The sequence below is a fragment of the Bacillus cereus genome (genome assembly GCF_025917685.1).
GTDB classification, from domain to species: domain Bacteria; phylum Bacillota; class Bacilli; order Bacillales; family Bacillaceae_G; genus Bacillus_A; species Bacillus_A cereus_AT.
Genome location: NZ_CP089518.1, coordinates 4,596,260 through 4,621,077 on the forward strand (window position 1 = coordinate 4,596,260; position 24,818 = coordinate 4,621,077).

A 24,818-nucleotide genomic window follows, 5' to 3' on the forward strand; every position below is an offset into this window, starting at 1 on the left:
TGAGGGAAAGAGGCAACCTGATATACAAGGGAGAGGAAAAGCTGTGTTCAACCAACAGTTAGTTAATTTACGCATTGATTTTGCATTTAAACAATTGTTTGGTACGAATGGTAGTGAAGATATTCTAATTGCATTTTTAAATGCAATGTTACAAGATTCTTTAGAATCACCCATCGCTTCTCTACAACTAGAAGATCCACATTTACACCGGGAACATGAAGAGGATAAGTTATCTATTTTAGACATTTCAGCGACATTAAACACAGGAATAAAAGTAAATGTAGAAATACAACTCAATAATAATCACGATATGATGAAACGCAGTTTATATTATTGGGGAAGACTATACACATCTCAATTACAAAAGGGCATGCCATATAGCTCACTTCATAAAACCATCACCATAAATTTATTAAACTTCATAATGTTTTCAGAACAAAAAGCCTTCCATTCGACAAGTATATTATGGAATACACAACAACAGAAACTACTAAGTGATGACATAGAAATCCACATTGTAGAAATTCCAAAATTAACACTGCAATGGCATGAAGAAAAAGTCAATCCGTGGAAAGACCCGTTTGCTCGTTGGCTCTTATTACTTCCAGCAAATGAGGATGAGCATTTAACTAAAACATTGGAGGATATTGCTATGAACCAAGATCCTATTTTACAAAAGGCATTAAATAAATGGGAACGTATGAGTCAAGACTCCTCTTTTCGCCAAGCCTATGAAGCGAGGGAAAAGGTTTTAATGGATGAGGCTGCAAAATTTGCCCACGCAGAGAAAGAAGGAATGAAAAGAGGCATAGAAAAGGGTATGGAAAAAGGCATGGAAAAAGGGATTCAACAAGGAAAAATACAAGTGATTAAAGGTATGTATGAACTTGGTATCCCTCTTGAAACGATTTCTCAAGCAAGCAAATTAAGTGTACATGAAGTTGAACGCATGTTAAGACATAAATAATGATGAAAAAGAGCTTGAATGGTTTCAAGCTCTTTTTCATCAACTTTCCTCAATTCTTTCCATCTTCCAAACTAAATTATCTGGATCGTTTTTCTCTAAAAAGGTTAACATCCACATAGTTTTCCCTTTGTCGTTCATCAACATCACTTTATGGTTTAACTTCCATGCCACGTCACTGACATGATTAAACATTTTATACATATCTTCTTCTCTAATAAGCTTTTCCTTTTTGATTAACCGTCTCGTTCTATACTCTCTTATTTCTAAGTAAATATCAGCATAAGCCACTTCATGTTGACAAATTATACTACATACATATTTTTTATTTGGACTACTCTTCTTTATATATACAAGTTCATTTTTATAATCCAAATCCAGTATCTTATTGTATGCTTTTTCTAACACCTCTATATCCCAATCATATTTTCCAGCTAAATTCTTCATTTCAGAGTGTACAATACGAAGAGCCAATTCTTTTTTCTCTCGATCTAATAAATACAAAAAATCCTTTTCACTCCCATACTCTACAAACACATTCATATATTCAGGAAAAATTCGATATTGCTTCTCCCACTGATTTAATAATGAAATATCATCCACACAGTAAATCAAAATACCTTTTTCATATTCTGTTCTTAACTTCTTTATATGTCGTCCATATAAAGAAGTAATACAGCTCGTTTCTTTAAAAAAAGATATCTCTTCATCGTAGTTGCTGGAGGATGTTAATTTTAATACCTCTAGACTACTTATATTCTCTTTTCTTTTTAGAAAACTTACTCGGATATCTCTTATAATTGGCATTTACTCTCTCCTTTTTAACACTACGACTATATAATTGATTCTCTAGCTTCAACTAATCAATTTCAACCCATCCCATTCCCATAGAGAGAAATAAAAGCCCCACTACAAAAAAGAGCGCACCAATTAAAAAGTAGAACGGCGCTCCGTGCAGCGGATCGCTAAATAGCTCTAGAAAATCCCGCGCCACTATTATCCATTTGTCTTTCTTTGAATCTGTTTCTTTTATTTCTTTTACAAACCTATAAATACTTAGACCAATAAAAATGATGCCTGTTAATAGGCATCCTACTACGATGAGAATTCCCAAATATAACACTCCACTTAAAATATCCTTGTTATGTACACCCCATTTTAACTAAAAGGGCGAAAGAGAACATCATTTTCTCTTTCATTTTTCTGAAATCGTGCTGTGATTTTTCAACATAAAAAATCCAAAACCATACAAAGTGATTTTGGACTTAATATAGTTAAAATGTTACATTGCATTTCGAACAAAAAGGAGCGGAATTACCTCTCCTAATTTTCGCATTACATTTTGGACAATATACATATCGCTCTTCTATCTTTTCTCGTTCTATCATATGTAAGGATACTATTCTCATACTACACATAAATCCAATTAAAATAAGACTAACAATGAGTAGCATCATTCTTGCCCCCTCCTACTACATTTTACCATAAAATAGCAAAACCGATTCCTTTATTAAGAATCGGTTTTATACTTACAGTCCTAACTTAGCCCTCGCCCCATCAGGAATTTTGTCTATCGTTACTTGCACTTTATCATGTAAGAACTTGCCACTCGTGAGCACATGCCAGTATGAACCTTTTGGCAATTCATCTACTCCGTTAATTGTAACTTCTTTTTCCTTCCCATCCTGATCGTAAGCTTTCACCGTATATTCACGACTTTTATTTCCGCCTAACTCTTTTCCATCTGTATCAATAATTGCATAATGATTCTCTATATCAAGAAAGGGATTCATTTGATCTAACAGCTTACTCCCATTTAATAAATATGCGGCTCCTGCCACAATAACAAGTAACGATCCAAAAATAAATCTTTTCATCTATACTCCGCCTTTCATTATATTTTTCTGTAAGACGTTTCTCAGTATATAGCGTATTTCTTAATAAAAACTCATATAGCTTCTTAACATTTTCTTAAACTAAAAGTGAAATAGTAATTAGCAATATCAAAATAAACAAAAGTAACCCTTTACACTATCATTGACAAAATTATACCTTTAGTGTAATTTTACACCATATTAAAAAAGGAGCTGTATTATGAATAAACAAGAATTTATTGAACTCGTTAATTCAAAATTAAAACTCATCCGTGTTGAAAGTGATTTATCACAAGATAAAATGTCAGAAATTATTGGTCTATCGAAGAAAACATTAGTGGAAATTGAAAAAGGAAGACGCACGCTAACATGGACAGGAGCAGTTTGTGTCGTAACACTCTTTGAACAGAGCGATACAGTCCAGATGACATTCGGAGATGATGTGAATGAAATTATAAAAACGATTGCTTTTACACATTACAATACGAACTTCCCGAAGACTTTAGGAGGAAAAGTATGGTGGCGACAAATAAAAGAATTAAACGGTTATAAAATACAACAAAATATGCTATCTCAACACTATAGAATTTTAGATACAGAAGACCGCAGAATATGCCATTCATTCGAATTGGATGAAATTGAACAAAGATTTATGGAAATGGCAAAAACATCTCAATAAAATAAATTTCGGAGTTTAATTCAAATGAAGGAACAGACAAATATCACGATTTTAAATACGCTAATCATTAGCACGTTAGTATTCAATTTATTTATTTTCACATCGAGAATGAGCTTTTTACCTTGGTATATTGAATATGGATGGAGATATTTAGGATTATTATTTACATCCTTTATTTTCTTACTTTGCTTCTTTAAATCTTCGAAGCTTCATAAAGATGGAAAGTTAACTACGCTACAAAAGTTCATTCCACTTGCTTCTGCCGCACTTTCAATCTTTGTTCCTGTCACTCCATCAAGTGATTTTATGACTATATTAGCTAATCTAATCAATACAATCATATTAACAATTTATATAATTGTATTTCAAACAACACCTAATGTAAGTAATGAGAAGCTATTACAGTAAAAGGGAGAGTTATTCTACAAAATAACTCTCCCTTTTATACTACTCTCAATAAGCATAAACCTTTATTCTATTTATTTACTCATCACCGTACTTCTTCTTTGCTTATACAAATAAACACCACTCGCAACAACAAAAACAATCCCGCCAAAATACACGCCATACTCTATAGCAATTGCTACAATCCTGTTAATATGTTGTCCAAATAAAGAACCGAGCACAAAGTAAACGAGTATCCAAACAAATCCTGTCGTATAGGAATATAAAGCATACGTCTTAAATGACATGTTATTCATCCCAACTAAATACGGCACGATATGTCTTACAACTGGTATGAAGTAACTTGTAACTAACGCATAATGACCATATTTCTCTACCATCTCTTGCGATTTCATAACATATTTTGCTTTTTTCTTTTTCATCAACTTGTTTAGTACTTTTACACCAAAGATTTTCCCTAGTATATAACCTAAAGAAAGCCCGGATACAACACCTAAATATGTTAATAAAAACGCAGGAATAACACTTAATACGCCTAGTGAAGATACAAAACCACCGCTCATCACAATCATTTCATCTGGAATCGGCATACCGATAATGCCTAACCATAAACAGAAAAATAACGCCCAATAACCGTACTGCTCAATATATGATAATAATTCATGTAATTCCATTATGCATACGCTCTCCTTAGCTCTTTTTTACAGCTAAAGACGTAAGCTGGCGGGAAATTGAGCCACACTTTTTCTAGTGTAATTTCCGGAAAGAAATGCTGTATAAATCCTTTTTTCACAAGTGAATATTGAAATGTAATGAATTCCCCATTCTCATGTATCGCTTCCATTACATTGTTTAAAATGCGTTTTGAAACTTCTTCTGGTAAAGAAGTAAAAGGCAATCCTGATAAGACGTAATCAATGCATTCTATATTGAACTCTTCCATATACTTCTTTATATTTTCAGCTGAACCGTGCACAACAATGACGTTCTTCTCATCTTTAAACTTTCTCTTTAGCTCTTTGCAAAACACTTCATTAATTTCAATAAGAAGAAATATTGTTTCCTTCTTCTTTCTCTTCATAATTTCTTTCGTAAAGACTCCTGTACCAGGACCTAACTCTACGATGCACTTTGCTTTATTAAAATCAATTACATTTACCATTTTCTTTGCTAATATTTTTGAACTGGGCGCAATTGCACCAGTATGTTTCGGATGTTTAATAAATTCGTGTAAGAATGTTATGAGCTGCATATAAACCTCCCTCCATTCGTTCAATAGTTTTTAACTTGTTTCTAAGTATAACTATCGTTTCTTAACAAAAATTGAGGAGATTTCTTAAGATTTTATGAAGAATTAAAAAGCAGTATCTAGCATTCATTCTTATACATGAAACATTTCGTATTCCATATATAAATACCTCTTTTATATTTATTAATTTGGTATAATGGATATAAAAAGAAATTTTATGGAAGGTACCATCACTACGTCTATTTTCATACAACATGTGCGGAAATGAATCTGTAACTCACCTTTCATCATTATCCAATATATGTAATCCTTTTCGTGTAAGCGAAAAAATTCAAATAACAAGAAATTTATATCTTATAGAAATGCATGTAGATTTAAGTATACATATTTAGTACTTCAAAACTATTTAAAAGGAGAAGACAATGAATAATTCCATCGACCTACAGCACTTATGCGACCTTGTACACAGCACTTTTCATGTACCTGTTCAATTTTTATCTACTGATAGAAAAATTGTGTATGAATCTACTTCTCATACGATTGGCAGTCCGTTTTATTCTTCTAAAGAAGAACATCTGAATGAACTTTATCAAGAAAATACTCCTTGTAATTTTCCAATTTTCAAAGGGAATAAGTATCTTGAGAATTTCATTAGCATCCATATAACTGATCATGAACAGATAAAAGGAACGATTATAATCGGCCCTACTACCTATCCAAAAGTATCAGATGAAATGGCTATTAAACTTATGAAATATTTCAACTGTAATAATAAAATGCAACAAGGAGTAGACTACTATCAATTTCTACCCGAGATAAAAAAAAGTACGCTAATTGATATAAGTATTTGGTTACATTACGTAATTTTCAATAAAAAATTAGATCGCGATATTGTTTGGGAAAAAAATAAATTGCTCGAGGATGTTTCTTATAAAATCGTAAATCCTGATCTATATATTTCAAAACGTCGCCGGCATGATCCGCAAAATTATGACATATCATTGGAACGTAAATTTTTTTCAGCAATTAAAGAAGGCAATAAAGAAAAGGTCATACAATATGCGTATTCCTTCCCTCAAGAAGATGCGGCAATTTCATCCAAAGGAGATCAACTGAGAAATCAAAAAAATAACGGTATTATCGCAATTACACTAGCTATTCGATATGCGATAGATGGTAATCTTCCGTCAGATATTGCTTTTTCACTCGGTACTTTATATATCCAGACCATTGAAAAGCTAGATAACATGTATTCCGTAAATAGGTTAATTGAAGATGCATTATGTACTTTTGCAGAACGTGTGAAAGAATATAGTAATCAAGCATATTCTAATTCCATTACTACGTGCCTAAATCATATTCACAAACATATTTACGATGAAATAACTCTCAATGACCTTGCTAACCTTTTACATATTTCCCCTACTTATTTATCAAAATTGTTAAAAAAAGAAGTGGGGATTCCTTTAATTGAATGCATCCAGAGAGAACGGGTAGAAGAAGCTAAAAAGTTATTAACATTAACGACCTATCCATTATCAGATATTTGTGCCTGGCTTAATTTTAATGATCAAAGTTATTTCACAAGAGTCTTCAAAAAAATCACTAGTATGACTCCTAGACAATATCGTGAAAATCATACAGTTATATAAAAACGCTTTCTTGATAGAAGGTGAGATAGTTGTCATACTAGCTCGCCTTCCTCAAGCCGATTTATTCTCCTTCATCCAAACTCAACTTAATAAAGTTTTAATCCTCTTCAAAAAAGTACAAGAATGACAAATAAATTACTATAAATAAGTTAATAACTTTGGTAATTTTTTATTACTAAGCAAATTAGTCTTTCAATCATCCATAATTTCTTCGTTCTATACATAATAAAACTAACATAAGTTGCTTACGCAATTATAAGTAACAGCTACTTCCATAGTGATTAACCTTTCTATATAGAAAATATATTATTAGGAGCATAGAAAGCATGAGTAGTACAAATATATCAAAATCGGCTCAAATAACTATTATGTCTAAACAATCTGCTGACATGAAAGAATCGCGAAAAGCATCACCATATGATGATAGAGAAAAAATTGAAGACAATTTATTACGCTCATTCATTTCAGAAAAAGAAATATTGATCACTTATTATAAAGATGGTTATTTCCCTACACGTTATATGACTGTAATTGAATTAAACCCATTGAAACGTTCTTTAATATGCATAGATACCTTTGACCGGAAACATACTTTTAGTTTCATCGACATAATCGATGCGCGTTAATTATTTCTATAAAACTAAAAGTAGCCATTCACCTCATAAAAAATGAGGTGAATGGCTACTTTATTTTCTTACAGCTTCACTTATTATTTCGCACTCACAATCTTATAATAAGAACGAACTGTTAAGAAGTAATATCCAATATAAATGACACCGTATACTCCAATACTAATTAGAAGCGGGATCATAATTTCAAATGGTAATATATTTGCTAATCCTTTTAGTGCAAATAAGCTGTGTAAAATACCGATTACTAACGGAATAGCGAAGATAAAGCTCACTTGTTTTGCGATAGCTTTCTTCATCTCTTGCTTCGTTACACCAACTTTATGAAGGACAACGTAACGATCACGATCAGCACTAGCTTCTGTTAACTGCTTGAAGTAAATAATTGAGCCTGTCGCTAATAGGAAGACTAATCCTAAAAATAGTCCGATGAACATCATTAAACCTGTCGTTTCCAGTCCCATTTGGAATCCTGTATAGAAATCGTTAAATGGTTTTAAAACTTCTGATTCACCAGCTGGCATAATGCTTGTTAATTTCGCTGTTAACTCTTTACTATTTCGCTCACCTTTTACATCAATATTTTTTACAATGCGCGTTTCGTTTACTTGTTTCGCTTGCTCATATGTTTGATCCGGAACGATTACAAATAGTTCATTTAAGTTTGTAACACTTCTACTATTTACGCCTTTAATCTTTAACTCTTTTGATTCATTTCCAACAGGGAATACAGCTGTATTTCCTGTGTAAAGAGGACCAAAATCAAGCTTTTCAATATATAAGCTATCGTATACAAAAGCTTCATTCGTACTTAAATTTACAGGTTCTACATCTAAATGTTTCGCAAGTGCATTGAAGTTTGATTGAGAAATAAGCTCGTACTGATTCGTAATATTATAGTGTGTGTTCAGAACTTGATCCGCTCTTTCACCTTTAAATGTTCCTTTCACAGGAATCATTTCAACTTCTGCTTCATATGTCACTGGATGATTATTCTTCTCTCCAGCAAGTATTTCATTTACTTTTTTATCTAATGCTTCATCTTTTTTCTCATAAGAATAACTATATGGTGCAGCTACTTTTGATTGCGTGAATGTATTGTAATACATCGTAACTGACGTACCAACCGCCGTTAATGTTACTGCACTTAAAATAGCAATTGTCGCAAGTGATTTCGCGTTTCCTTTAATACGATATAGTAACTGTGATGTCGTTACCATATTCATACCGTTATAAAACGCTGACTTATTATTTCTTGCACGTTTCAATACAAATACTGTGAAGAACATGAATAATAAATAAGTCCCTGCTACTGTCGCCAATAAAATGTATAATGCAACGACCATAAAGTCTGCATACATAACTGCTTTCATGTACATTAACGCTAAGAAATAACCTGAACCGATTAAGAACACTGAAATTAATGCCATAATAACTGAGCCTTTTGGCATTGCTTCTCCTTCGCGCTCTGCACGGAAAAGTTCAATTAACTTAAAGCGATAAATTAAACGATATCCTTGAAGTGATGTATATAAAATAATCACAAAGAAAATAATTGCTGTATCAATAATCGCAGCCATCGGTACTTCAAAATGAACATTTAAGTTTAGTCCCATCATACTTACTAATAACTCAAGGAATAATTTTGAAAGAACGCTACCGATTGCAATCCCGATAATTAAAGACATTAATCCCATTAACATATTTTCATAAAAGAGCATTTTACCAATTTGTCTTTTACGAATACCTAGTAAAGAATATAATCCAACTTCTTTTTTACGTTTACGTGTAAAGAATCCGTTCGAATATATAATAAACACTGCCACGAAAATGATAAGCATCACACTAGAAACTTGGAATGCTCCACTAATTTTTTTAGAAGCTTCCGCTGCTTTTTCCATTTGTGAATTATATTGCAGTGCTTTAAATGTAAAGTAAATAACGATACTAAAAATCATAGATGCAAAATATACAAAGTAGTCTTTAAAGTTCCGCTGTATGTTGCGGAGGGCAATGCTAGATAAGGTCATCAGCCATACCTCCAGAAATAGAAGACATTACGTCAACGACTTGTTGGAAGAACTGTTTACGTGTTAATTCACCACGATGTAATTCTTTATATAACTCACCATCTTTAATGAAAACAACTCGTTTACAATAACTTGCCGCAAATGCATCGTGCGTTACCATTAAAATTGTTGAGTTATCATATTCATTTAACGACTTCATACTTTCAAGTAAATCTGTTGCAGATTTAGAATCAAGCGCTCCAGTTGGCTCGTCCCCGAAAATCATACTCGGATTTGTAACAATTGCACGTGATGCCGCACAGCGCTGCTTCTGTCCACCAGATACTTGATATGGGAACTGACTTAAAATATGATCAATACCAAACTTCTTTGAGATTTCAAGAACGCGTCGATCAATTTCACTTGCCTTCACTTTTGATAACGCAAGAGGTAACGCGATATTCTCTTTCACCGTTAACGTATCTAATAAGTTATAATCTTGGAAGATGAAACCTAAATGATCGCGGCGGAATAAAGCCAACTTATCATCATTCATCTTCACAATGTCTTTTCCATCAATTAAAATTTCACCGTTCGTCGCATTATCAATTGTAGAAAGAACATTTAAAAGCGTCGTCTTACCAGAACCAGAAGGTCCCATAATTCCAACGAACTCACCTTCTTTTACTTGTAAGTTAATACCTTTTAACGCTTCAAATTTATTTCCACCCGTGTCATACACTTTTGTAATATTTTTTGCTTCTAACACTGTTTTCATCTCGACATCCCTCATTTCTTCTATTCTCTATTTTCAACTATATACATTCCCTACTCTTGCCACTATCGATGTTTCTTACACAAACATGACAGTTATGTAAGGCATATGAGTAAAGACACCATAATTTAACCTAATGAACGAAAGTACTTTGTTACTATAACATTGGGATATCATACCATCCATTCATTCTCCTTACAGGAACATTACATTTTTGTAAGGTGAAAAAGCTACCTACAAAGTTGTGCACGAAATGTCGGATGGAGCTATTTCGTTCCTGCTATTCTATGTACAGAGGAGGTCATAATATGGATTCACTTAAAAATATGAATGCAGCAATGCACTATATTGAAGATAACCTTACTAATGAAATTGATTTTAAAGAAGTTGTGAGGCTAGCACTCTGCTCCGAGTATCACTTTAAAAGGATGTTTTCATTTCTAGCTGGCATATCACTGTCAGATTATATTCGCTGTAGACGTCTTACTCTCGCTGCCTTTGAACTAAAAAACAGCAATATAAAAGTCATTGATGTTGCTATAAAATATGGCTACAATTCACCAGATTCATTTGCACGTGCATTTCAAAATTTGCATGGCATAACGCCTTCAGAAGCTCGAAGTACTAGTCATTTTTTGAAAGCTTATTCACCAATGACCTTCCAATTATCTATTCAAGGAGGAAATGAAATGCACTATCGAATTGAAGAAAAAGACTCATTTCGAATTATAGGTATTACAAAACGAGTACCAATCGTTTTCAATGGTGTAAATGAAGAAATTGCTTCTATGTGGAAAAGTTTAAACCCACAGTCCATTCAAACATTAAAGATGCTTTCAAATGTGGAACCCGATGGAATCATTAGTGCATCTACTAACTTTTCTGAAGGAAGAATGGAGGAAAAAGGCGAACTCGATTATTATATTGGAGTAGCCACAACGAAAGATTGTCCAGAGCAATTCGCGCAACTTGAAGTCACAGCTTCAACATGGGCTATATTTGAAGCTGTCGGTCCATTTCCTGATGCATTACAAAATGTATGGGGACGTATTTATTCTGAATGGTTCCCCTCTTCAAACTACGAACTAGCGGAAGGACCGGAAATATTGTGGAATGAAAGTAAAGAGGTGTCCTCACCGAATTTCAGAAGCGAAATATGGATACCTGTTTTAAAAAGTAATATAAAGGTCTAAACTTTTTGAAAATAAAGAAGCTGCTCTTCCTCTTTAAAGGAAAAGCAGCTTTTTATTTTATCCCGCTATTTGCGGGCAGTAAAACTCCCACCTCAAAATTCAGATGGAGCAAAGAAGTTAGGTGGGAGTCGGGCTGATAATCAGTGGAGGATGAACCCCCCCACTGATTAAAGTTTCACTTTATACTTCTTCTCGACTCGTTCTTATACAAGAAAATAGTAATAATCGCAAGCACTATAATAACTCCCAAAGTAAATACTCTGTAGTTCGAGATAGTAGCAGTACCGATTAAAAAGGCAGGTATAACAGCCGTAATTAAGCCACCAAACATACCGACAAACGATCCTACACTTTGTTTTACTATTTGAGTTTCTGATACCCAATCATAATAACCAAATCGATTATTAATAAAAATCCCCCATACTGCCGAAAAGAATGAATATGTTATTGGTGTTAGTACGATTAAAAGAGAACTCCAAACATCTAGTTTTAACCCTATTATCAGTAATACAGCACTAATAAGTGATGCAGGTATACTTAATGAAAGATTCATAAGAATTTTACTGTCATAAATCATCTTTGGCGCTATAGGCAACGACTTAATAATCCATATATTTTTTCCTTCTAATGACAATGACACACTTGTTGTACACGTCATCGAAATCGCTGCTGCAATAACAAATGGCGCAAACTTTTGCAAAATCTCCTCAATTCCAGGATACGCTATCAATTGACTTGGCCCTACTACAACTATAGCCAGCGAGAAAGCTATCGCCATCACGACTCCCATTCCACTATTTATGACATACACTGTAGAAGAAAAGAAACGCTTCCTCTCTTTTTTATACAATGCAACCAATACACTTTCTTTTCTCATACTATTAATCTCATAATTTGAAAGCATGTGATAAGTGGAGATCCTTGTGTTTATTTGCTTATATTTTAGCGAAAGTATTTTTACAAAAAGATAATACCAAATAACTGATATCCCAACAAACAGGATAAAAGCTACAATATCAGCATGAACAATTGCCTTTTGAAACATGTTAGCTAATGGATACACTTTCGTTAATTGCTCTGAAACAATTGCACCAATCCCGTTCATATCATTAAGGCTATATTGAGCATTTCCGTTTTTTATCATAAAGAAACCGAATGTAATAATTACTATAAAACTTAAAATCGTAGTTATTTTATTCGCATTTTTAAATTTAGAAGCGATTGCTGTAATCGCCGCTCCAAAGATCGCTGCAATTGTTGTTGGAATTAAAGATGCTATAAACATACTGATGAACCACATAAAGTAAAAAAAAACTGATGGATTCCCATGTATGCCATACACAACTCCCATCGGTAGCATGATTATGATTGAAAAGATCGTATTCAGCAAGTATAAATACAAAAATCTACTTGCAATAACAGTACTTACACGAATCGGCAATGACATTAAAAAGTCGTACTCCTTAAAAGCAAAAATTTCTCCATTTGCCTTAAATATAGTGAAAACCAACGTTAATACACTACTAATAACTAGTGCATAAACGGGAATAATTTCACTCATTCCTAGTTTCACCAATCCATATGCCGAGGTTCCGCAATATAACATTAGCATGACACCAACTAGGGCAATAGATGCTGTCAGCAAAATCTTATTCTGCCTCTTTTTCTTATCTTTTTCGTATTTAAAAGTGTTTAAACCGAGCTGCGTTATCAAACGGATTTTCAAAAGCCCTAAACTATTAGTATTCATTAGCAAGCTCCTTCATAAAGAGCTCTTCCAATGAGCCTTCCTTTATTAAAGAATTCACTTCCCCTGAAAGTGCTAATTTCCCTCTATTAATCATCGCTATTTTATTACATAACTTCTCCGCTACATCTAAAACGTGCGTAGAAAAGAAAATCGCACTTCCCTTTTCACAAAGCTCTTTCATAATACCTTTCAATACTACGGCTGCCTTTGGATCAAGACCAACGAAAGGTTCATCTAAAACTAATAATTTCGGTTTATGTAAAACCGCCGATATAATCGCTACTTTTTGTTTCATACCGTGTGAATAAGAAGATATTAAGTCTCCTAAGTAAGGTGTAATCTCAAAGGCATCCCCATACTTCTGTATCTGTTCTTCCCGATCCTTCTCAGACACTTTAAACACATCCGCAACAAAATTCAAATATTGAATTCCTGTTAATTGCTCATATAAATCTGGATTATCAGGAATATACGCCATTACTTTTTTACATGCAATCGGATCCTTTTTTATTGAATGGCCATCAACAAAAATCTCCCCCTCTTCAAAATCTATAACTCCTACTAACGATTTAATTGTTGTACTTTTCCCAGCACCGTTATGTCCAATAAATCCAAAGATATCTCCTGCTTGAACAGTAATATTTAAATGATTTACTGCTTTCTTGCCACCTTTGTATGTCTTGCTGAAATTCACAATTTCTAACATGTGACTTCCCCCAAACCGTCTTTTTAACTGAATTTTCAGACTCAAAAACGAAAAATTTACTCAGGGAGCCTTTGTTATCTCCACTGAGTATTAAAATAATTTCTTAACATATAAAAACTAGAACTATAAAATTTGATTAGTGTAATTCAATCGCTTATTACTCACAATTGCATTTCTTTTTTATACAAAACGTAAGAATATAAATTCGTTATGATAACAGCGACTACTATAATCCCGAGCATCATATAAGGTCTCCAATCAGCTGGAGCAAAAACACTTATAATCATAATAATTCCTAGCGCCACAAATACTTTTCCGCTAAATCGATGTGTTTTCCGCCATACTTCTTCATTGCTTAACGTCCACGGATTACGCATCCCAACGAAAAAGTTAGGCTTACACTGTGGTAAATAATTACCCATCACTAAAAATAAAACACCAACTAATAATTCAGGAACCCGATTAATGAATAAGTTATATCCTAATCCACTTGTAATAATATCCATATTCCCTACAAATAGTAGCAATAGTATCCCATTATTCATCATCATAAAAGCTTTAGAAAATTTCTCATAATTTGCTTTCCTTGGATCAATCTTTGGTATCACATTTAGAAATACATATAACGCAATCATAATTCCAACCATAGAAATCATTCCGTAAAGTTTAGAAGAATAGCCATCTACCTTACCACCACTCCAATGTGTCGCAATTGTATCCGGCAAATGAGGCCAAGCAAATGCCCACGCTACACAAGTTGTAAAAATTAATATAATTGCAAAAAGATGCTTCTTCATCTTTCCTGCACTCCCCTGTTTTTAATTCACTCGTTCTATGCTAGTTCTTTGTTATAAATAACATATGCTTTTATTGCTGATATGAAGGTATATATTAATATCACTCCACCCACCATAAATTTTATATTTTTCTATTAAGCGCCTATCTCTTTCTTATAAGCAACATAAGAATACCCCATCGTTAGTCCTACTGCCCCAATAATAATTCCAATCACCAAGAAAGATTTCCATGCTGCCGGTGCAAAAATACTTAAAATCATAATACTCCCTAATACAACAAACACCTTTCCGCTAAAACGGTGCGTCTTTCTCCACACTTCTTCATTACTTAACGTCCACGGTGTTTTTATACCTACAAAGTAATTTGGTTTACATTGTGGTAAATAGTTGCCGATGACTATAAATAAAAGGCCAACAAGAATATACGGTGTACTATTCATCGGAATGTCATAACCTAATCCTACCCCAATTACGAGCATGTTTATTAAAAATAATACTACTAATACGCTATAATTCATTATCGTATAACTTCTAGAAAATTTATCGTAATTCTTTTTCTTAGGATCAATTTTAGGAGTAACTGTTAATAAAACATAGGTGAAAATCATAATCCCAAGTAGCAACAGCATTGCATTAAACTTGGAAGCAAAACCATTCGCACCTTCAGTCCCCCAATGAATTATCATAGTATCCGGTAAATTCGGCCATGCATATGCCCAAGCTAGACCAGTTATAAAAATTAAAATAATTGCGACAAGATGCTTCCTCATTTCCCCTCTCCTCCTTTATTCGTAAACGTAAACACCCAGGTCAATAAATCTTGAAAGACAGTTGTGTTTAAAGAGTACACAACAAATTGCCCTTTCTTTTCATCTTGAATAAGTTCAGCATTTTTAAGTGCATTTAAGTGATGTGAAATACTTGGCTTTGTCATATTGAAATGTTCAGCAATCTCCCCAGCGGTTAAATCGCCTTCTTTTAATAAATCTAAAATTTTTCGCCTTGTTGGATCTGCTAATGCTTTGAATGCTTGATTCAATGTCTTTCTTCCTTTCGATAATTAGACATTTAGATATTTATCTAAATGTTAAAATGATTTTAGTTAATTGTCAATTATATATGCAGCCCTTTTTACTTTTTCCACTTTTGACCTATACTGTTTACTAGCTTATATTTCAACATAATGAAAAGACTTGAAACACATGATACACTATAGCTACAATTGTTTTTTTAGGAGGAATATACATATGTATAAAATTTTAATCGTTGAAGACGATCCAAATATTTCATCATTACTGCAATCTCACATTCAAAAGTACGGTTACGACGCTGTTGTTACTGAAAACTTTGATGATATTATGGAATCGTTTAACGCAGTGAAACCACATCTTGTTTTACTTGATGTAAACTTACCGAAATTCGATGGTTTCTACTGGTGCCGCCAAATTCGTCATGAATCTACTTGTCCGATTATTTTCATTTCGGCACGTGCTGGTGAAATGGAACAAATTATGGCGATTGAAAGTGGCGCGGATGATTACATTACGAAACCGTTCCACTATGACGTTGTTATGGCGAAAATTAAAGGTCAATTACGCCGTATTTATGGTGATTATGCACCAAATATTTCTGAACGTATCGTTGAAGTAGAAGGGCTAAAATTATTCCCTGAGCGTCCAGAAATTCATTTTGGATCTGAGCAAGTTCTTTTAACAAAGAAAGAGGCAATTTTAGCGGAAATGTTATTATCTAAATTCCCTCGTACCGCAAGTCGTGAAGATTTACTAGCGGCTCTTTGGGACGATGAAAGCTTCGTTGAGGAAAATACATTAAACGTAAACATCACGCGTCTTCGTAAAAAGTTCAATGAGCTTGGTATTGAAAATGCTATTGAAACAGTACGTGGACTTGGGTATCGTTTTAACGCAACTTGGAGTGAATAAGCATGAAGCTATTTTTACGTGATCATTTTGCATTTTTTCTACTGTACATACTAAACTTCGGTATTATTTTCGTTCTCTATGATGCAGTAGATGGATTTCAAAATAATAAATTTTATTTCGTCGTTTTAAGCTTATACTTATTCATTTGTTTCCTCGCTTACCGTTACGTTCGTAACCGTAGAATGTATCATAGATTAAGTGAGCAACCAGAGAAAATGGAAGATGCGTTTATTGAAAGAGCGACCGCTCCGATGCCTCACGGTGTCAATGAACTCGTGCGTACGCAATACCGTCTCTTCCAAAAAGAACTACAATCATATGAAGTAAAACAACAGGAACATCAATTGTTCATTAATCACTGGGTGCATCAAATGAAAACACCCGTTTCTGTTATGCAACTTATGGTGCTGGAAATGGAAGATGAGCATTTAATTCCTAAGTTTAAAAAAGAATTAGAACGACTCAATCAAGGACTTGATATGGCTTTATACATGGCAAGATTAAATAACTTCCATGAAGATTTCCACGTTGAGACGATTTCATTAAAAGATACTGTAACAAAAAATATTAACGGATTAAAAGAACTATTCATTCGTAATGGTGTCTTCCCTGTTTTAGAAGTTCATTCTGATTTAAAAGTTGCTTCTGATGCAAAATGGCTAAAATTCATTATCTATCAGTTAATGACAAATGCTGTTCGTTATTCGGGTGAATGCGGAAAGAAAGTATTTCTATCAGCTTATCGAAACGGAAAAGATATTATTTTAGAAGTTCGTGATGAAGGCGTTGGTATTCCGCAAGAAGATGTTCGAAGAGTATTTGAACCGTTTTACACTGGAAAAAATGGTCGTATATTCGGAGAGTCTACTGGTATGGGACTTTATATTGTAAGTAAAATTTGTGATTATTTAGGTCACTCTGTCAAACTAGATTCTGAAGTTGGAAAAGGAACGACGATTAAAATCATCTTCCATAATGCTGCAAATAATCAAGCAGAAAATACGGAGAAGGTGACCGAAGCATGATCGTAACATATGCTAGCAGAATGTATGAGAACTTACTCTCATACATTTTTTGCAATAAAACTACATATTGGCCTTCTATCGGGAGGTACTTATTATGACATTTTGGCAATTCGCATTCAAAAATGTAACGCGCAACTCAAGGGCTTATTTTGCCTACTTTTTAAGCAGTGCCTTTTCAATTGCTGTTTTCTTTTCGTTTGCCGTTTATTTATTCCATCCGAAATTACAAAATTTCAGTATGATCTCTGAAATTTCAGGATTAATGATTTTTTCAGAAGTTGTCATTGTATTGTTCTCTTTCTTCTTTTTACTATATTCAATCGGATCATTTTTAAAAGTTCGAAAAAAACAATTTGGGATTTTAACCATTTTAGGTATATCGAAAAAGCAATTACATCGTCTCGTTTTTACAGAAAATATGTTAATTGGTATTTTATCTATCTTTTTCGGCATGCAGTTTGGATTTGTTTTTTCGCAATTTTTCTTATTAGTGACAGCGAAAATTTCGCACGTACCAGGGATATATTTATATATCCCTACGAATGCTTTCATTTTAACAACGATTGTGTTTCTTGGTCTCTTTATCGCTGTATCTGCATTCACACCAATGCTTATTCGAACAAAAAAAGCAGTGCACCTTTTAAATACAAACAATGTAAAACAAAAAGAAAGAAAACCATCCATATCCATTTCTCTATTTGGTGCTATCTGTTTATTAGGTGGTTATATTTTAGCTGCAAACCCTAAATATTTCTTCTCAATAAACCCGCAAGTAGGCGTTATATATATGGTTTCAAGTATTTTTGTGATTCCAGCACTTGTTACAATTGGGACATATTTTTTCTTTTCTCAAATTAGTTTCTTACTTATTTATATTTTAAAGAAAAGAAGAAATTTTTATATGAAACGGATTAATATGCTTTGGATTTCGGATTTAGCAAGTCGTATTCGAACGAATATCAATATGCTTTTTATTGTAGCAATGCTATCTACTGTAGCTTTTACAATGATTACGTTTTTATATAGTTTTGGAAAGTTTACAAAGCTAGATGTTACGAGAAGTTCACCTTTTCCATTTTCTTATTTTTCATATGACGCAAATCCTTTTGCTAACAAGCATTTAACTTGGCTTGAACAGCAGTTACAAAAAGAAAATTTCTCTTATAAAAAGATAGAAGCTGATTTATATGAAACACCACTGAAAGAAGATGAAGGTATAACGACTTACAATGACATCTATGCAATAAAACAAAGTGACTATAATAAACTTGCAGCTTCCCTGCGAATGAAACAACTATTCATGAGCGATAACGAAGCATATGTCTTAAGCGATAGCGCTTATTTCACCTTATTCAGCCAATTTGAGCCAAGCTTCAATAGAAAATCCATTACACTTTCTAGCACAAATACGATATTACAAGTAAAGGGCTATGAACAAGCAGGGGCCATTCCATCTAACTTTTCATATCAAACTTTAATTTTACCCGATGTTGTTGTAAACAACTTACCAAGTACAACAAAGCATGTATCAGCGTACAATTATAACGTACAAAACTGGGAAAAGACGTATGAAATTGCTAGTGATTTTATGAAAAAAATACAAAAAGATCGACAGGAATTCCAATACGAAGGCCCTCTTATACGCTCCTATGAATCAGCAGACTCATTATATAGAATAACATCAGGTAGTGCTTCATACTTCCTGATTGGGACATTCTTAGGAATCATTTTCTTTATTGGAGCAGGCAGCGTTCTTTACTTCAGAATGTATACCGATTTAACGAACGAACAAGAAAAATATGTAGCGATTTCAAAAATTGGCGTAACGGATGCTGAAATGAAACGCTCTGCAACAATTCAACTTAGTATTTTATTTTTCGTTCCGTATATTATGGCATCCATTCATACAATATTCGCAACAAAAATGCTTCAAGATGTAATTGCTTTATCGCTTTTCAAAGAAATTTCAGCCGTCCTTATTATTTTTGGCGTAGTTGAAATCATCTTTTTCTTATTCATTCGTTCCTTTTACATGCGAAAGTTATCAGAGTATACGAATGGTTAGACTATAAAAGTTATTACAGGAAAAGGGTATCTCTTGTATCCTTTTCCTCTTCACGCTACTAGGAGGCTTAGAATGACATTTTGGCAGTTTGCATTTAAAAACGTGACGCGGAACGCCAGAGCTTATTTCGCCTATTTTGTAAGCAGCGCGTTTTCTATCGCCATCTTTTTCTCATTTGCAGTTTACTTATTCCATCCTAAATTGCATATGACAAACGTTAATTTTTTTCTAAACATATTAATGACAATTTCAGAAGTTGTCATCGCGTTCTTTTCATTTTTCTTTTTACTATACTCGATTGGGACGTTTTTAAAAGTACGAAAAAAACAGTTTGGAATTTTAACAGTACTTGGCATATCCCAACAACAATTAAAAAGACTCGTCTTTTTAGAAAATATGTTAATCGGTGTTCTTTCCATATTTTTTGGCATTCAACTCGGACTTGTCTTTTCACAGTTCTTTTTATTAGTTACCGCCAAAATTACACATGTACCTGGTTTATATTTATATTGGCCGACAGCCGCTATTATTTTAACAACGGTAATCTTTCTCGGACTCTTTATTCTCGTATCGTCCTTTACGCCGATGCTGATCCGTACGAGAAAAGCTGTACGACTTTTAAAAGAAGGAAAACAGCAAAAAGAAAGAAAAGCATCCGTGCTTATTTCTTTATTTGGTGCGCTATGTTTAATATCCGGATACGTATTAGCAGCAAATCCGCTATATTTTATGTCGCTAGGTGACATCATCGGGCCTTTATATATCATCTCTAGTATACTTGTCATTCCGTCTCTCATTGCAGCCGGAACATACTTCTTCTTCTCACAAATTAGCTTCTTGCTCATTCGTATATTGAAAACACGAAGAAAGTTTTATATGAAACGGATTAATATGCTTTGGATTTCTGATTTAGCAACTCGTATTCGAACGAATATTAACATGCTCTTTATTGTAGCGATGCTATCGACGCTCGCTTTTACAATGATTACATTCTTATATGGATTCGGGAAATTTACAAAGTTTGATGAAATTAGGCAAAATCCTTTCCCGTTTACTTATTTATCACATACTGAAAATACGTTAGCTGATGAGCATTTAAACTGGTTAGAGCAAAAATTTAATAAAGAGCACTTTACTTATAAAAAATATAAAACAGATATATATGAAGTATCTTCAGCTGAAGATAACACGCAGCTCTATTATGCCATTAAACAAAGTGACTATAATATACTGGCTAAGGCGTTAAATTGGGAAACTCTCACAGTGAATAAAGACGAGTCTTATATATTAATTAAAGATTTAGATGCTCAAGTCATTGGAACGCTTCATAATAAGGAAAAGAAAAACACTCTTACACTTACTCAAAACTCTTTACCATTGCAGGTGAAAGACTATACAAGTTATAGCCCGTTCCCAATTGGTTTAGTACCTCAATTAATCGTACTATCTGATGAAAATGTAGAAGCATTATCATCTATTTCGAAACAAATGAGTGTATATAGCTTCAAAGTTCCAGATTGGGAAAAAGCATATAGTATTGGTTCAGCATTTATAACAAAAATCGCTAGCGACAATGCGGCGATTCAAGCAGAACATCCACCGTTCCACGCAAGTGAAGCAAGTCGCTCTTTATACAACAAGAAACTAAATGTTGCTTCCGTTTTCTTAATCGGAACTTTCCTTGGCGTTATTTTCTTTATTGGTGCTGGCAGTGTTCTTTACTTCCGAATGTATACAGATTTAACAAATGAGCAAGAAAAGTATATAACGATTACGAAAATCGGCTTAACAGAAGCCGAGATGAAGCGTTCAGCGACAATTCAGCTCGCTATTTTATTCTTCGTCCCTTACATTATGGCATCCATCCATACGATGTTTGCGACAAAGATGCTACAAGATATATTAAATCTCTCGTTCTTCGCTGAAATTACAGTCGTACTTATGATTTTCGGAACTGTTGAAATTCTATTTTTCCTTTTAATTCGTTCCTTTTATATGCAAAAATTATCACAACATATTAAGTTTTAAAGAATAGAAAGGTGATTATTATGGAAGAAGTATTACACATTAAAAACGTCTCAAAAGTGTATGAGGGAAAAGTCCCTCATACTGCTTTAAAAAATATAAATTTACACGTAGATAAAGGTGAGTTCGTTGCGATTATGGGGCCGTCTGGGAGCGGGAAATCTACGTTTTTAAACGTTATTTCCACAATTGATTCTCCTACTTCTGGTGATGTCGTTATTAGCGGAAAAAAACCGCATACATTTCGTAGAGAGAAGTTAGCTATTTTCCGCCGACAAGAGTTAGGATTTGTTTTCCAAAACTTTAACCTACTAGATACACTAACAATCGGTGAAAATATCGTACTACCTTTAACATTAGATAATGTTCCATTAAAAGAAATGGATGAAAAGCTTGATAACATTTCAAAAAAGCTTGGAATTGATCATATTTTGGATAAACGTATTTTTGAAGTTTCTGGCGGACAAGCACAGCGTACCGCAGTAGCACGTGCCGTTATTCATCACCCGTCTCTTTTACTAGCTGATGAACCGACAGGAAACCTGGACTCAAAAGCAGCTATCGATGTAATGGAACTATTTACGAAGTTAAATAAAGAAGAAGATGCAACGATTTTAATGGTTACGCACGATCCGTTTGCAGCTAGTTATTGTAACCGCGTCATTTTCATTAAAGACGGCGAGCTTTACAATGAACTACACCGCGGATTGTACCGTGAAAAATTCTATCAAGAAATATTAGATGTTTTAGCATTATTAGGAGGAAGACGTGGATGACATTTTGGCAATTTGCATTTAAAAATGTCTCGCGTAATTCGAAAGCATATTTCGCTTACTTTGTAAGTAGTGCATTTTCTATTATGGTTTTCTTTTCATTTACTGTATACGCGTATCATCCGCGGTTACAAATTATGAATACATTGCAGGAACGAGATCCACTCATGAACTTAGCTGGCATGGCACAGTTTGTTATCGTTTTGTTCTCGTTCTTCTTTCTCTTATATTCTATCGGAACATTTTTAAATGTACGGAAACAACAATTTGGCATTTTAACTGTTCTCGGTATATCTCAAAAACAATTAAAGCGGCTTTTGTTTACTGAAAACATGATAATTGGAATGCTCGCTATCTTTGCAGGTATTCAAGGCGGTCTTGTATTTTCTAACTTTTTCTTACTCGTTACTTCTAAATTAACAAGTGCAAAAGGCCTCTATTTATATTGGCCAACAGAAGCAATTATCGTTACAACAGTAACTTTTATTATTTTATTTTTCATCGTTTCTACATTTACACCGATGTTCATTCGTACTCGGAAAACAACTCGATTAATTAAAAATAATAAAAATGAAAAAGACGAAAAAAGGCCGTCTATACTCATTTCATTATTTGCCTTAATTTGTTTAGGGCTATGCTATTATATTGCCGGTTACCCGCAAAGCTATATAACAGAAAAAAATTTACAAAACGGCTCTGTATACCTTATTATATTATCTATTTTACCGCTCGTAATAGTCGGAACATATTTATTCTTTTCACAGACGTTTCTCCTCTTTATCTTTATCTTAAAAAAGTGGAGAAAGTTTTATATGAAACAAATAAACATGTTATGGATTTCAGATTTAGCTAGCCGTACGCGTAGTAATATTAATGTGCTCTTTATCGTTTCTATGTTGTCAGCACTTGCATTCACAATTATTACCGGGTTATTCGCTGCTAATAATAATACGAAAGCATCGATATTAGAACGATATCCTTTCCCCTTCACATATACGTCCAAAGGTGAAAATTCATTTGAACAAAAGCACATTGCTACAATTGAAACAGAGCTTACAAACGCTAATTTTCAATACGATAAGCATAAGTTTACAGTGTTAAAAGACACAGCTTTAAAAGAAGACATTACGCTTATGAAAATGAGTGACTATAACACACTTGCGAAACAGTTAAAACGGCCGGAAATAATCCTTGATTCTACACAAGTTTATATTATTTCTCGGTACTCGCCAGAACTCTTAAATCTTGTATCAAATCCATTTGCAAAACAAAATACAATTACACTCGGATCCAATAAAAAGGAATTTCATATTAAAGGATTTATTAATAAAGGGATTGAACCATCCTTTCTCTTCCCACATTTAATTGTTGTACAAGATTATGTATTTGATAATATGATTCCTCATATTGAAACGACTATAGTTTATAACTACTTCGTTGAGAACTGGGAAGATGCAATTGTTCCGACGAAAAATATGTTAAAACATATTAGGAATGATACGGATAGCTTCTATAAGGCATATAAAGATCCAGAATCGGCTCCTAACGCCCCATTTGATATTTATACAGCTGCTGATGATCTAAACTACAGTAAAGGAAATTCAATTGCTACTTTCTTTATTTGGACATTTCTCGGCTTTATTTTCTTTATCGGGGCAGCCAGTGTTTTATACTTCCGTATGTATAATGACTTAACGACTGAAAAACAAAAGTACATTACAATTACAAAACTCGGCTTAACAGAATCAGAAATGTTTCGTTCTGCAACGATTCAATTAGGGATTTTATTTTTCATTCCTTATATCGTTGCTGGTATTCATACAATATTTGCGATTAAGTTTTTACAAAGCATGTTTTCTTTCTCTTTATTAAAAGAATTAGTGATTATACTTACTTTGTTCGGGATTATCGAGATTATTTTCTTCTTCTTAATCCGTTCTCTTTACACCAATAAATTATCACAGCATATTAAAACATGAATAAAATGGCCTTGTGCAATACGCACAAGGCCATTTTCAATAGTTTTTAATAATTAGCAGCAATATCCACCATAGCCGCCGCCATAACCGCCGTAACCACAAGAACCGCCGTAGCCACCATAACCGCCTCCGCCGAAGCAGCTAGCACCGATGATAATTAATAAAATAAACAATACAATTAGAAGCGCAAAACCGCCTCCGCAACCACGTCTGCGGTCGCAATCATCATGTCTGTGTTCACAATGTTCGCCCATTATTCTATTCCTCCTTTAGTATCATTCATAACAAGTTCTTCTTGTTCTAAATGAGGGGATTCCATTTATATT

General features: G+C 33.6%; 26 protein-coding genes. 12 read left to right on the top strand and 14 right to left on the bottom strand.

Annotation, left to right across the window (positions count from 1 at the left end; translation table 11 throughout):
* The first annotated feature begins 43 nt into the window (after positions 1 to 43).
* Entirely contained in the window at positions 44 to 967 is a 924-nt protein-coding gene (locus tag LUS72_RS23955) for an Rpn family recombination-promoting nuclease/putative transposase (protein ID WP_097829554.1), read from the top strand.
* A gap of 39 nt (positions 968 to 1,006) precedes the next feature.
* On the opposite strand, the gene LUS72_RS23960 is transcribed toward LUS72_RS23955, so the two are convergent.
* The 4 genes from LUS72_RS23960 to LUS72_RS23975 all read right to left on the bottom strand — a co-directional run bounded on the left by LUS72_RS23960 (position 1,007) and on the right by LUS72_RS23975 (position 2,841).
* Entirely contained in the window at positions 1,007 to 1,771 is a 765-nt protein-coding gene (locus LUS72_RS23960) for a hypothetical protein (protein WP_097829553.1), read from the bottom strand.
* Positions 1,772 to 1,823: 52 nt separating this feature from the next.
* Positions 1,824 to 2,078: a hypothetical protein gene (locus LUS72_RS23965; RefSeq protein WP_097829552.1), complete on the bottom strand. Its 255-nt coding sequence runs from the start codon at positions 2,076 to 2,078 to the stop codon at positions 1,824 to 1,826.
* A 160-nt stretch (positions 2,079 to 2,238) separates the two neighbouring features.
* Positions 2,239 to 2,418, bottom strand: a complete 180-nt coding sequence (locus LUS72_RS23970; RefSeq protein ID WP_097829627.1) for a hypothetical protein — start codon at positions 2,416 to 2,418, stop codon at positions 2,239 to 2,241.
* Positions 2,419 to 2,493: 75 nt separating this feature from the next.
* Entirely contained in the window at positions 2,494 to 2,841 is a 348-nt protein-coding gene (locus LUS72_RS23975) for a YxeA family protein (protein WP_097829551.1), read from the bottom strand.
* 217 nt (positions 2,842 to 3,058) lie between these two features.
* Here LUS72_RS23975 and LUS72_RS23980 point away from each other — a divergent pair, with 217 nt between their 5' ends.
* Positions 3,059 to 3,517: a helix-turn-helix transcriptional regulator gene (locus tag LUS72_RS23980; protein ID WP_097829550.1), complete on the top strand. Its 459-nt coding sequence runs from the start codon at positions 3,059 to 3,061 to the stop codon at positions 3,515 to 3,517.
* Positions 3,518 to 3,541: 24 nt separating this feature from the next.
* Positions 3,542 to 3,925, top strand: coding sequence for a hypothetical protein (locus tag LUS72_RS23985; protein WP_097829549.1), 384 nt, complete (start codon positions 3,542 to 3,544; stop codon positions 3,923 to 3,925).
* A 71-nt stretch (positions 3,926 to 3,996) separates the two neighbouring features.
* Here LUS72_RS23985 and LUS72_RS23990 read toward each other — a convergent pair whose 3' ends face one another.
* Both LUS72_RS23990 and LUS72_RS23995 read right to left on the bottom strand, forming a co-directional pair.
* On the bottom strand, positions 3,997 to 4,596 hold the full coding sequence (locus LUS72_RS23990) for a DedA family protein (RefSeq protein WP_097829548.1): 600 nt from the start codon (positions 4,594 to 4,596) through the stop codon (positions 3,997 to 3,999).
* On the bottom strand, positions 4,596 to 5,174 hold the full coding sequence (locus LUS72_RS23995; protein WP_097829547.1) for a class I SAM-dependent methyltransferase: 579 nt from the start codon (positions 5,172 to 5,174) through the stop codon (positions 4,596 to 4,598). Before LUS72_RS23995 ends, LUS72_RS23990 begins: the two co-directional genes overlap by 1 nt.
* A gap of 419 nt (positions 5,175 to 5,593) precedes the next feature.
* Between LUS72_RS23995 and LUS72_RS24000 the strand changes: the two genes are divergently transcribed.
* Together LUS72_RS24000 and LUS72_RS24005 are read left to right on the top strand one after the other, a co-directional pair.
* Entirely contained in the window at positions 5,594 to 6,823 is a 1,230-nt protein-coding gene (locus LUS72_RS24000; RefSeq protein ID WP_097829546.1) for a helix-turn-helix domain-containing protein, read from the top strand.
* 326 nt (positions 6,824 to 7,149) lie between these two features.
* A complete protein-coding gene (locus tag LUS72_RS24005; RefSeq protein ID WP_097829545.1) occupies positions 7,150 to 7,449 on the top strand; it encodes a YolD-like family protein in 300 nt (99 codons plus the stop codon).
* An 83-nt stretch (positions 7,450 to 7,532) separates the two neighbouring features.
* On the opposite strand, the gene LUS72_RS24010 is transcribed toward LUS72_RS24005, so the two are convergent.
* Positions 7,533 to 9,482: an ABC transporter permease gene (locus LUS72_RS24010; protein ID WP_264448361.1), complete on the bottom strand. Its 1,950-nt coding sequence runs from the start codon at positions 9,480 to 9,482 to the stop codon at positions 7,533 to 7,535.
* Positions 9,469 to 10,239 (bottom strand): ABC transporter ATP-binding protein, encoded by a 771-nt coding sequence (locus LUS72_RS24015; protein WP_097829543.1) that lies wholly within the window; start codon positions 10,237 to 10,239, stop codon positions 9,469 to 9,471. The genes LUS72_RS24010 and LUS72_RS24015 overlap by 14 nt, the downstream gene beginning before the upstream one ends.
* A 305-nt stretch (positions 10,240 to 10,544) precedes the next feature.
* Here LUS72_RS24015 and LUS72_RS24020 point away from each other — a divergent pair, with 305 nt between their 5' ends.
* Positions 10,545 to 11,429 carry an AraC family transcriptional regulator gene (locus LUS72_RS24020; protein WP_097829542.1) on the top strand — a complete coding sequence of 295 codons (885 nt, stop codon included), beginning with the start codon at positions 10,545 to 10,547 and terminating at the stop codon, positions 11,427 to 11,429.
* 175 nt (positions 11,430 to 11,604) lie between these two features.
* On the opposite strand, the gene LUS72_RS24025 is transcribed toward LUS72_RS24020, so the two are convergent.
* From LUS72_RS24025 to LUS72_RS24045, 5 genes are all read right to left on the bottom strand, one after another.
* Positions 11,605 to 13,179, bottom strand: a complete 1,575-nt coding sequence (locus LUS72_RS24025) for a permease (RefSeq protein ID WP_264448362.1) — start codon at positions 13,177 to 13,179, stop codon at positions 11,605 to 11,607.
* Positions 13,169 to 13,885 (bottom strand): ABC transporter ATP-binding protein, encoded by a 717-nt coding sequence (locus LUS72_RS24030; protein ID WP_264448363.1) that lies wholly within the window; start codon positions 13,883 to 13,885, stop codon positions 13,169 to 13,171. The genes LUS72_RS24025 and LUS72_RS24030 overlap by 11 nt, the downstream gene beginning before the upstream one ends.
* Positions 13,886 to 14,046: 161 nt before the next feature.
* Entirely contained in the window at positions 14,047 to 14,682 is a 636-nt protein-coding gene (locus LUS72_RS24035; protein ID WP_264448364.1) for an SdpI family protein, read from the bottom strand.
* A gap of 134 nt (positions 14,683 to 14,816) precedes the next feature.
* Positions 14,817 to 15,452: an SdpI family protein gene (locus LUS72_RS24040; RefSeq protein WP_264448365.1), complete on the bottom strand. Its 636-nt coding sequence runs from the start codon at positions 15,450 to 15,452 to the stop codon at positions 14,817 to 14,819.
* A complete protein-coding gene (locus LUS72_RS24045; RefSeq protein WP_097829537.1) occupies positions 15,449 to 15,721 on the bottom strand; it encodes an autorepressor SdpR family transcription factor in 273 nt (90 codons plus the stop codon). Before LUS72_RS24045 ends, LUS72_RS24040 begins: the two co-directional genes overlap by 4 nt.
* A 208-nt stretch (positions 15,722 to 15,929) precedes the next feature.
* Between LUS72_RS24045 and LUS72_RS24050 the strand changes: the two genes are divergently transcribed.
* The 6 genes from LUS72_RS24050 to LUS72_RS24075 all read left to right on the top strand — a co-directional run bounded on the left by LUS72_RS24050 (position 15,930) and on the right by LUS72_RS24075 (position 24,492).
* A complete protein-coding gene (locus LUS72_RS24050) occupies positions 15,930 to 16,625 on the top strand; it encodes a response regulator transcription factor (protein ID WP_000276732.1) in 696 nt (231 codons plus the stop codon).
* Between the two features lie 2 nt (positions 16,626 to 16,627).
* Positions 16,628 to 17,650 (top strand): sensor histidine kinase, encoded by a 1,023-nt coding sequence (locus LUS72_RS24055; protein ID WP_264448366.1) that lies wholly within the window; start codon positions 16,628 to 16,630, stop codon positions 17,648 to 17,650.
* Positions 17,651 to 17,744: 94 nt separating this feature from the next.
* On the top strand, positions 17,745 to 19,715 hold the full coding sequence (locus tag LUS72_RS24060) for an FtsX-like permease family protein (RefSeq protein WP_097829535.1): 1,971 nt from the start codon (positions 17,745 to 17,747) through the stop codon (positions 19,713 to 19,715).
* Positions 19,716 to 19,787: 72 nt separating this feature from the next.
* Positions 19,788 to 21,743 carry an FtsX-like permease family protein gene (locus LUS72_RS24065; RefSeq protein ID WP_097829534.1) on the top strand — a complete coding sequence of 652 codons (1,956 nt, stop codon included), beginning with the start codon at positions 19,788 to 19,790 and terminating at the stop codon, positions 21,741 to 21,743.
* A gap of 20 nt (positions 21,744 to 21,763) precedes the next feature.
* The gene (locus LUS72_RS24070) at positions 21,764 to 22,516 is read left to right on the top strand and encodes an ABC transporter ATP-binding protein (protein WP_097829533.1); all 753 of its coding nucleotides are present in this window, start codon (positions 21,764 to 21,766) and stop codon (positions 22,514 to 22,516) included.
* Positions 22,513 to 24,492: an FtsX-like permease family protein gene (locus tag LUS72_RS24075; protein ID WP_097829532.1), complete on the top strand. Its 1,980-nt coding sequence runs from the start codon at positions 22,513 to 22,515 to the stop codon at positions 24,490 to 24,492. The genes LUS72_RS24070 and LUS72_RS24075 overlap by 4 nt, the downstream gene beginning before the upstream one ends.
* A 53-nt stretch (positions 24,493 to 24,545) precedes the next feature.
* On the opposite strand, the gene LUS72_RS24080 is transcribed toward LUS72_RS24075, so the two are convergent.
* Entirely contained in the window at positions 24,546 to 24,746 is a 201-nt protein-coding gene (locus tag LUS72_RS24080; RefSeq protein ID WP_097829531.1) for a YjcZ family sporulation protein, read from the bottom strand.
* Positions 24,747 to 24,818: the final 72 nt, after the last annotated feature.

Excerpts from the sequence above, each read along its gene's own strand:
- LUS72_RS23980 (WP_097829550.1), top strand. The coding sequence starts at position 3,059 with ATGAATAAACAAGAATTTATTGAACTCGTTAATTCAAAATTAAAACTC.
- LUS72_RS23970 (WP_097829627.1), bottom strand. The coding sequence starts at position 2,418 with ATGCTACTCATTGTTAGTCTTATTTTAATTGGATTTATGTGTAGTATG.
- LUS72_RS24020 (WP_097829542.1), top strand. The coding sequence starts at position 10,545 with ATGGATTCACTTAAAAATATGAATGCAGCAATGCACTATATTGAAGAT.
- LUS72_RS24070 (WP_097829533.1), top strand. The coding sequence starts at position 21,764 with ATGGAAGAAGTATTACACATTAAAAACGTCTCAAAAGTGTATGAGGGA.
- LUS72_RS23985 (WP_097829549.1), top strand. The coding sequence starts at position 3,542 with ATGAAGGAACAGACAAATATCACGATTTTAAATACGCTAATCATTAGC.
- LUS72_RS24050 (WP_000276732.1), top strand. The coding sequence starts at position 15,930 with ATGTATAAAATTTTAATCGTTGAAGACGATCCAAATATTTCATCATTA.
- LUS72_RS24010 (WP_264448361.1), bottom strand. The coding sequence starts at position 9,482 with ATGACCTTATCTAGCATTGCCCTCCGCAACATACAGCGGAACTTTAAA.
- LUS72_RS24055 (WP_264448366.1), top strand. The coding sequence starts at position 16,628 with ATGAAGCTATTTTTACGTGATCATTTTGCATTTTTTCTACTGTACATA.
- LUS72_RS24060 (WP_097829535.1), top strand. The coding sequence starts at position 17,745 with ATGACATTTTGGCAATTCGCATTCAAAAATGTAACGCGCAACTCAAGG.
- LUS72_RS24030 (WP_264448363.1), bottom strand. The coding sequence starts at position 13,885 with ATGTTAGAAATTGTGAATTTCAGCAAGACATACAAAGGTGGCAAGAAA.
- LUS72_RS24015 (WP_097829543.1), bottom strand. The coding sequence starts at position 10,239 with ATGAAAACAGTGTTAGAAGCAAAAAATATTACAAAAGTGTATGACACG.
- LUS72_RS24005 (WP_097829545.1), top strand. The coding sequence starts at position 7,150 with ATGAGTAGTACAAATATATCAAAATCGGCTCAAATAACTATTATGTCT.
- LUS72_RS24075 (WP_097829532.1), top strand. The coding sequence starts at position 22,513 with ATGACATTTTGGCAATTTGCATTTAAAAATGTCTCGCGTAATTCGAAA.
- LUS72_RS24035 (WP_264448364.1), bottom strand. The coding sequence starts at position 14,682 with ATGAAGAAGCATCTTTTTGCAATTATATTAATTTTTACAACTTGTGTA.
- LUS72_RS23990 (WP_097829548.1), bottom strand. The coding sequence starts at position 4,596 with ATGGAATTACATGAATTATTATCATATATTGAGCAGTACGGTTATTGG.
- LUS72_RS24025 (WP_264448362.1), bottom strand. The coding sequence starts at position 13,179 with ATGAATACTAATAGTTTAGGGCTTTTGAAAATCCGTTTGATAACGCAG.
- LUS72_RS24040 (WP_264448365.1), bottom strand. The coding sequence starts at position 15,452 with ATGAGGAAGCATCTTGTCGCAATTATTTTAATTTTTATAACTGGTCTA.
- LUS72_RS23960 (WP_097829553.1), bottom strand. The coding sequence starts at position 1,771 with ATGCCAATTATAAGAGATATCCGAGTAAGTTTTCTAAAAAGAAAAGAG.
- LUS72_RS24000 (WP_097829546.1), top strand. The coding sequence starts at position 5,594 with ATGAATAATTCCATCGACCTACAGCACTTATGCGACCTTGTACACAGC.
- LUS72_RS24065 (WP_097829534.1), top strand. The coding sequence starts at position 19,788 with ATGACATTTTGGCAGTTTGCATTTAAAAACGTGACGCGGAACGCCAGA.
- LUS72_RS23975 (WP_097829551.1), bottom strand. The coding sequence starts at position 2,841 with ATGAAAAGATTTATTTTTGGATCGTTACTTGTTATTGTGGCAGGAGCC.
- LUS72_RS23995 (WP_097829547.1), bottom strand. The coding sequence starts at position 5,174 with ATGCAGCTCATAACATTCTTACACGAATTTATTAAACATCCGAAACAT.
- LUS72_RS24080 (WP_097829531.1), bottom strand. The coding sequence starts at position 24,746 with ATGGGCGAACATTGTGAACACAGACATGATGATTGCGACCGCAGACGT.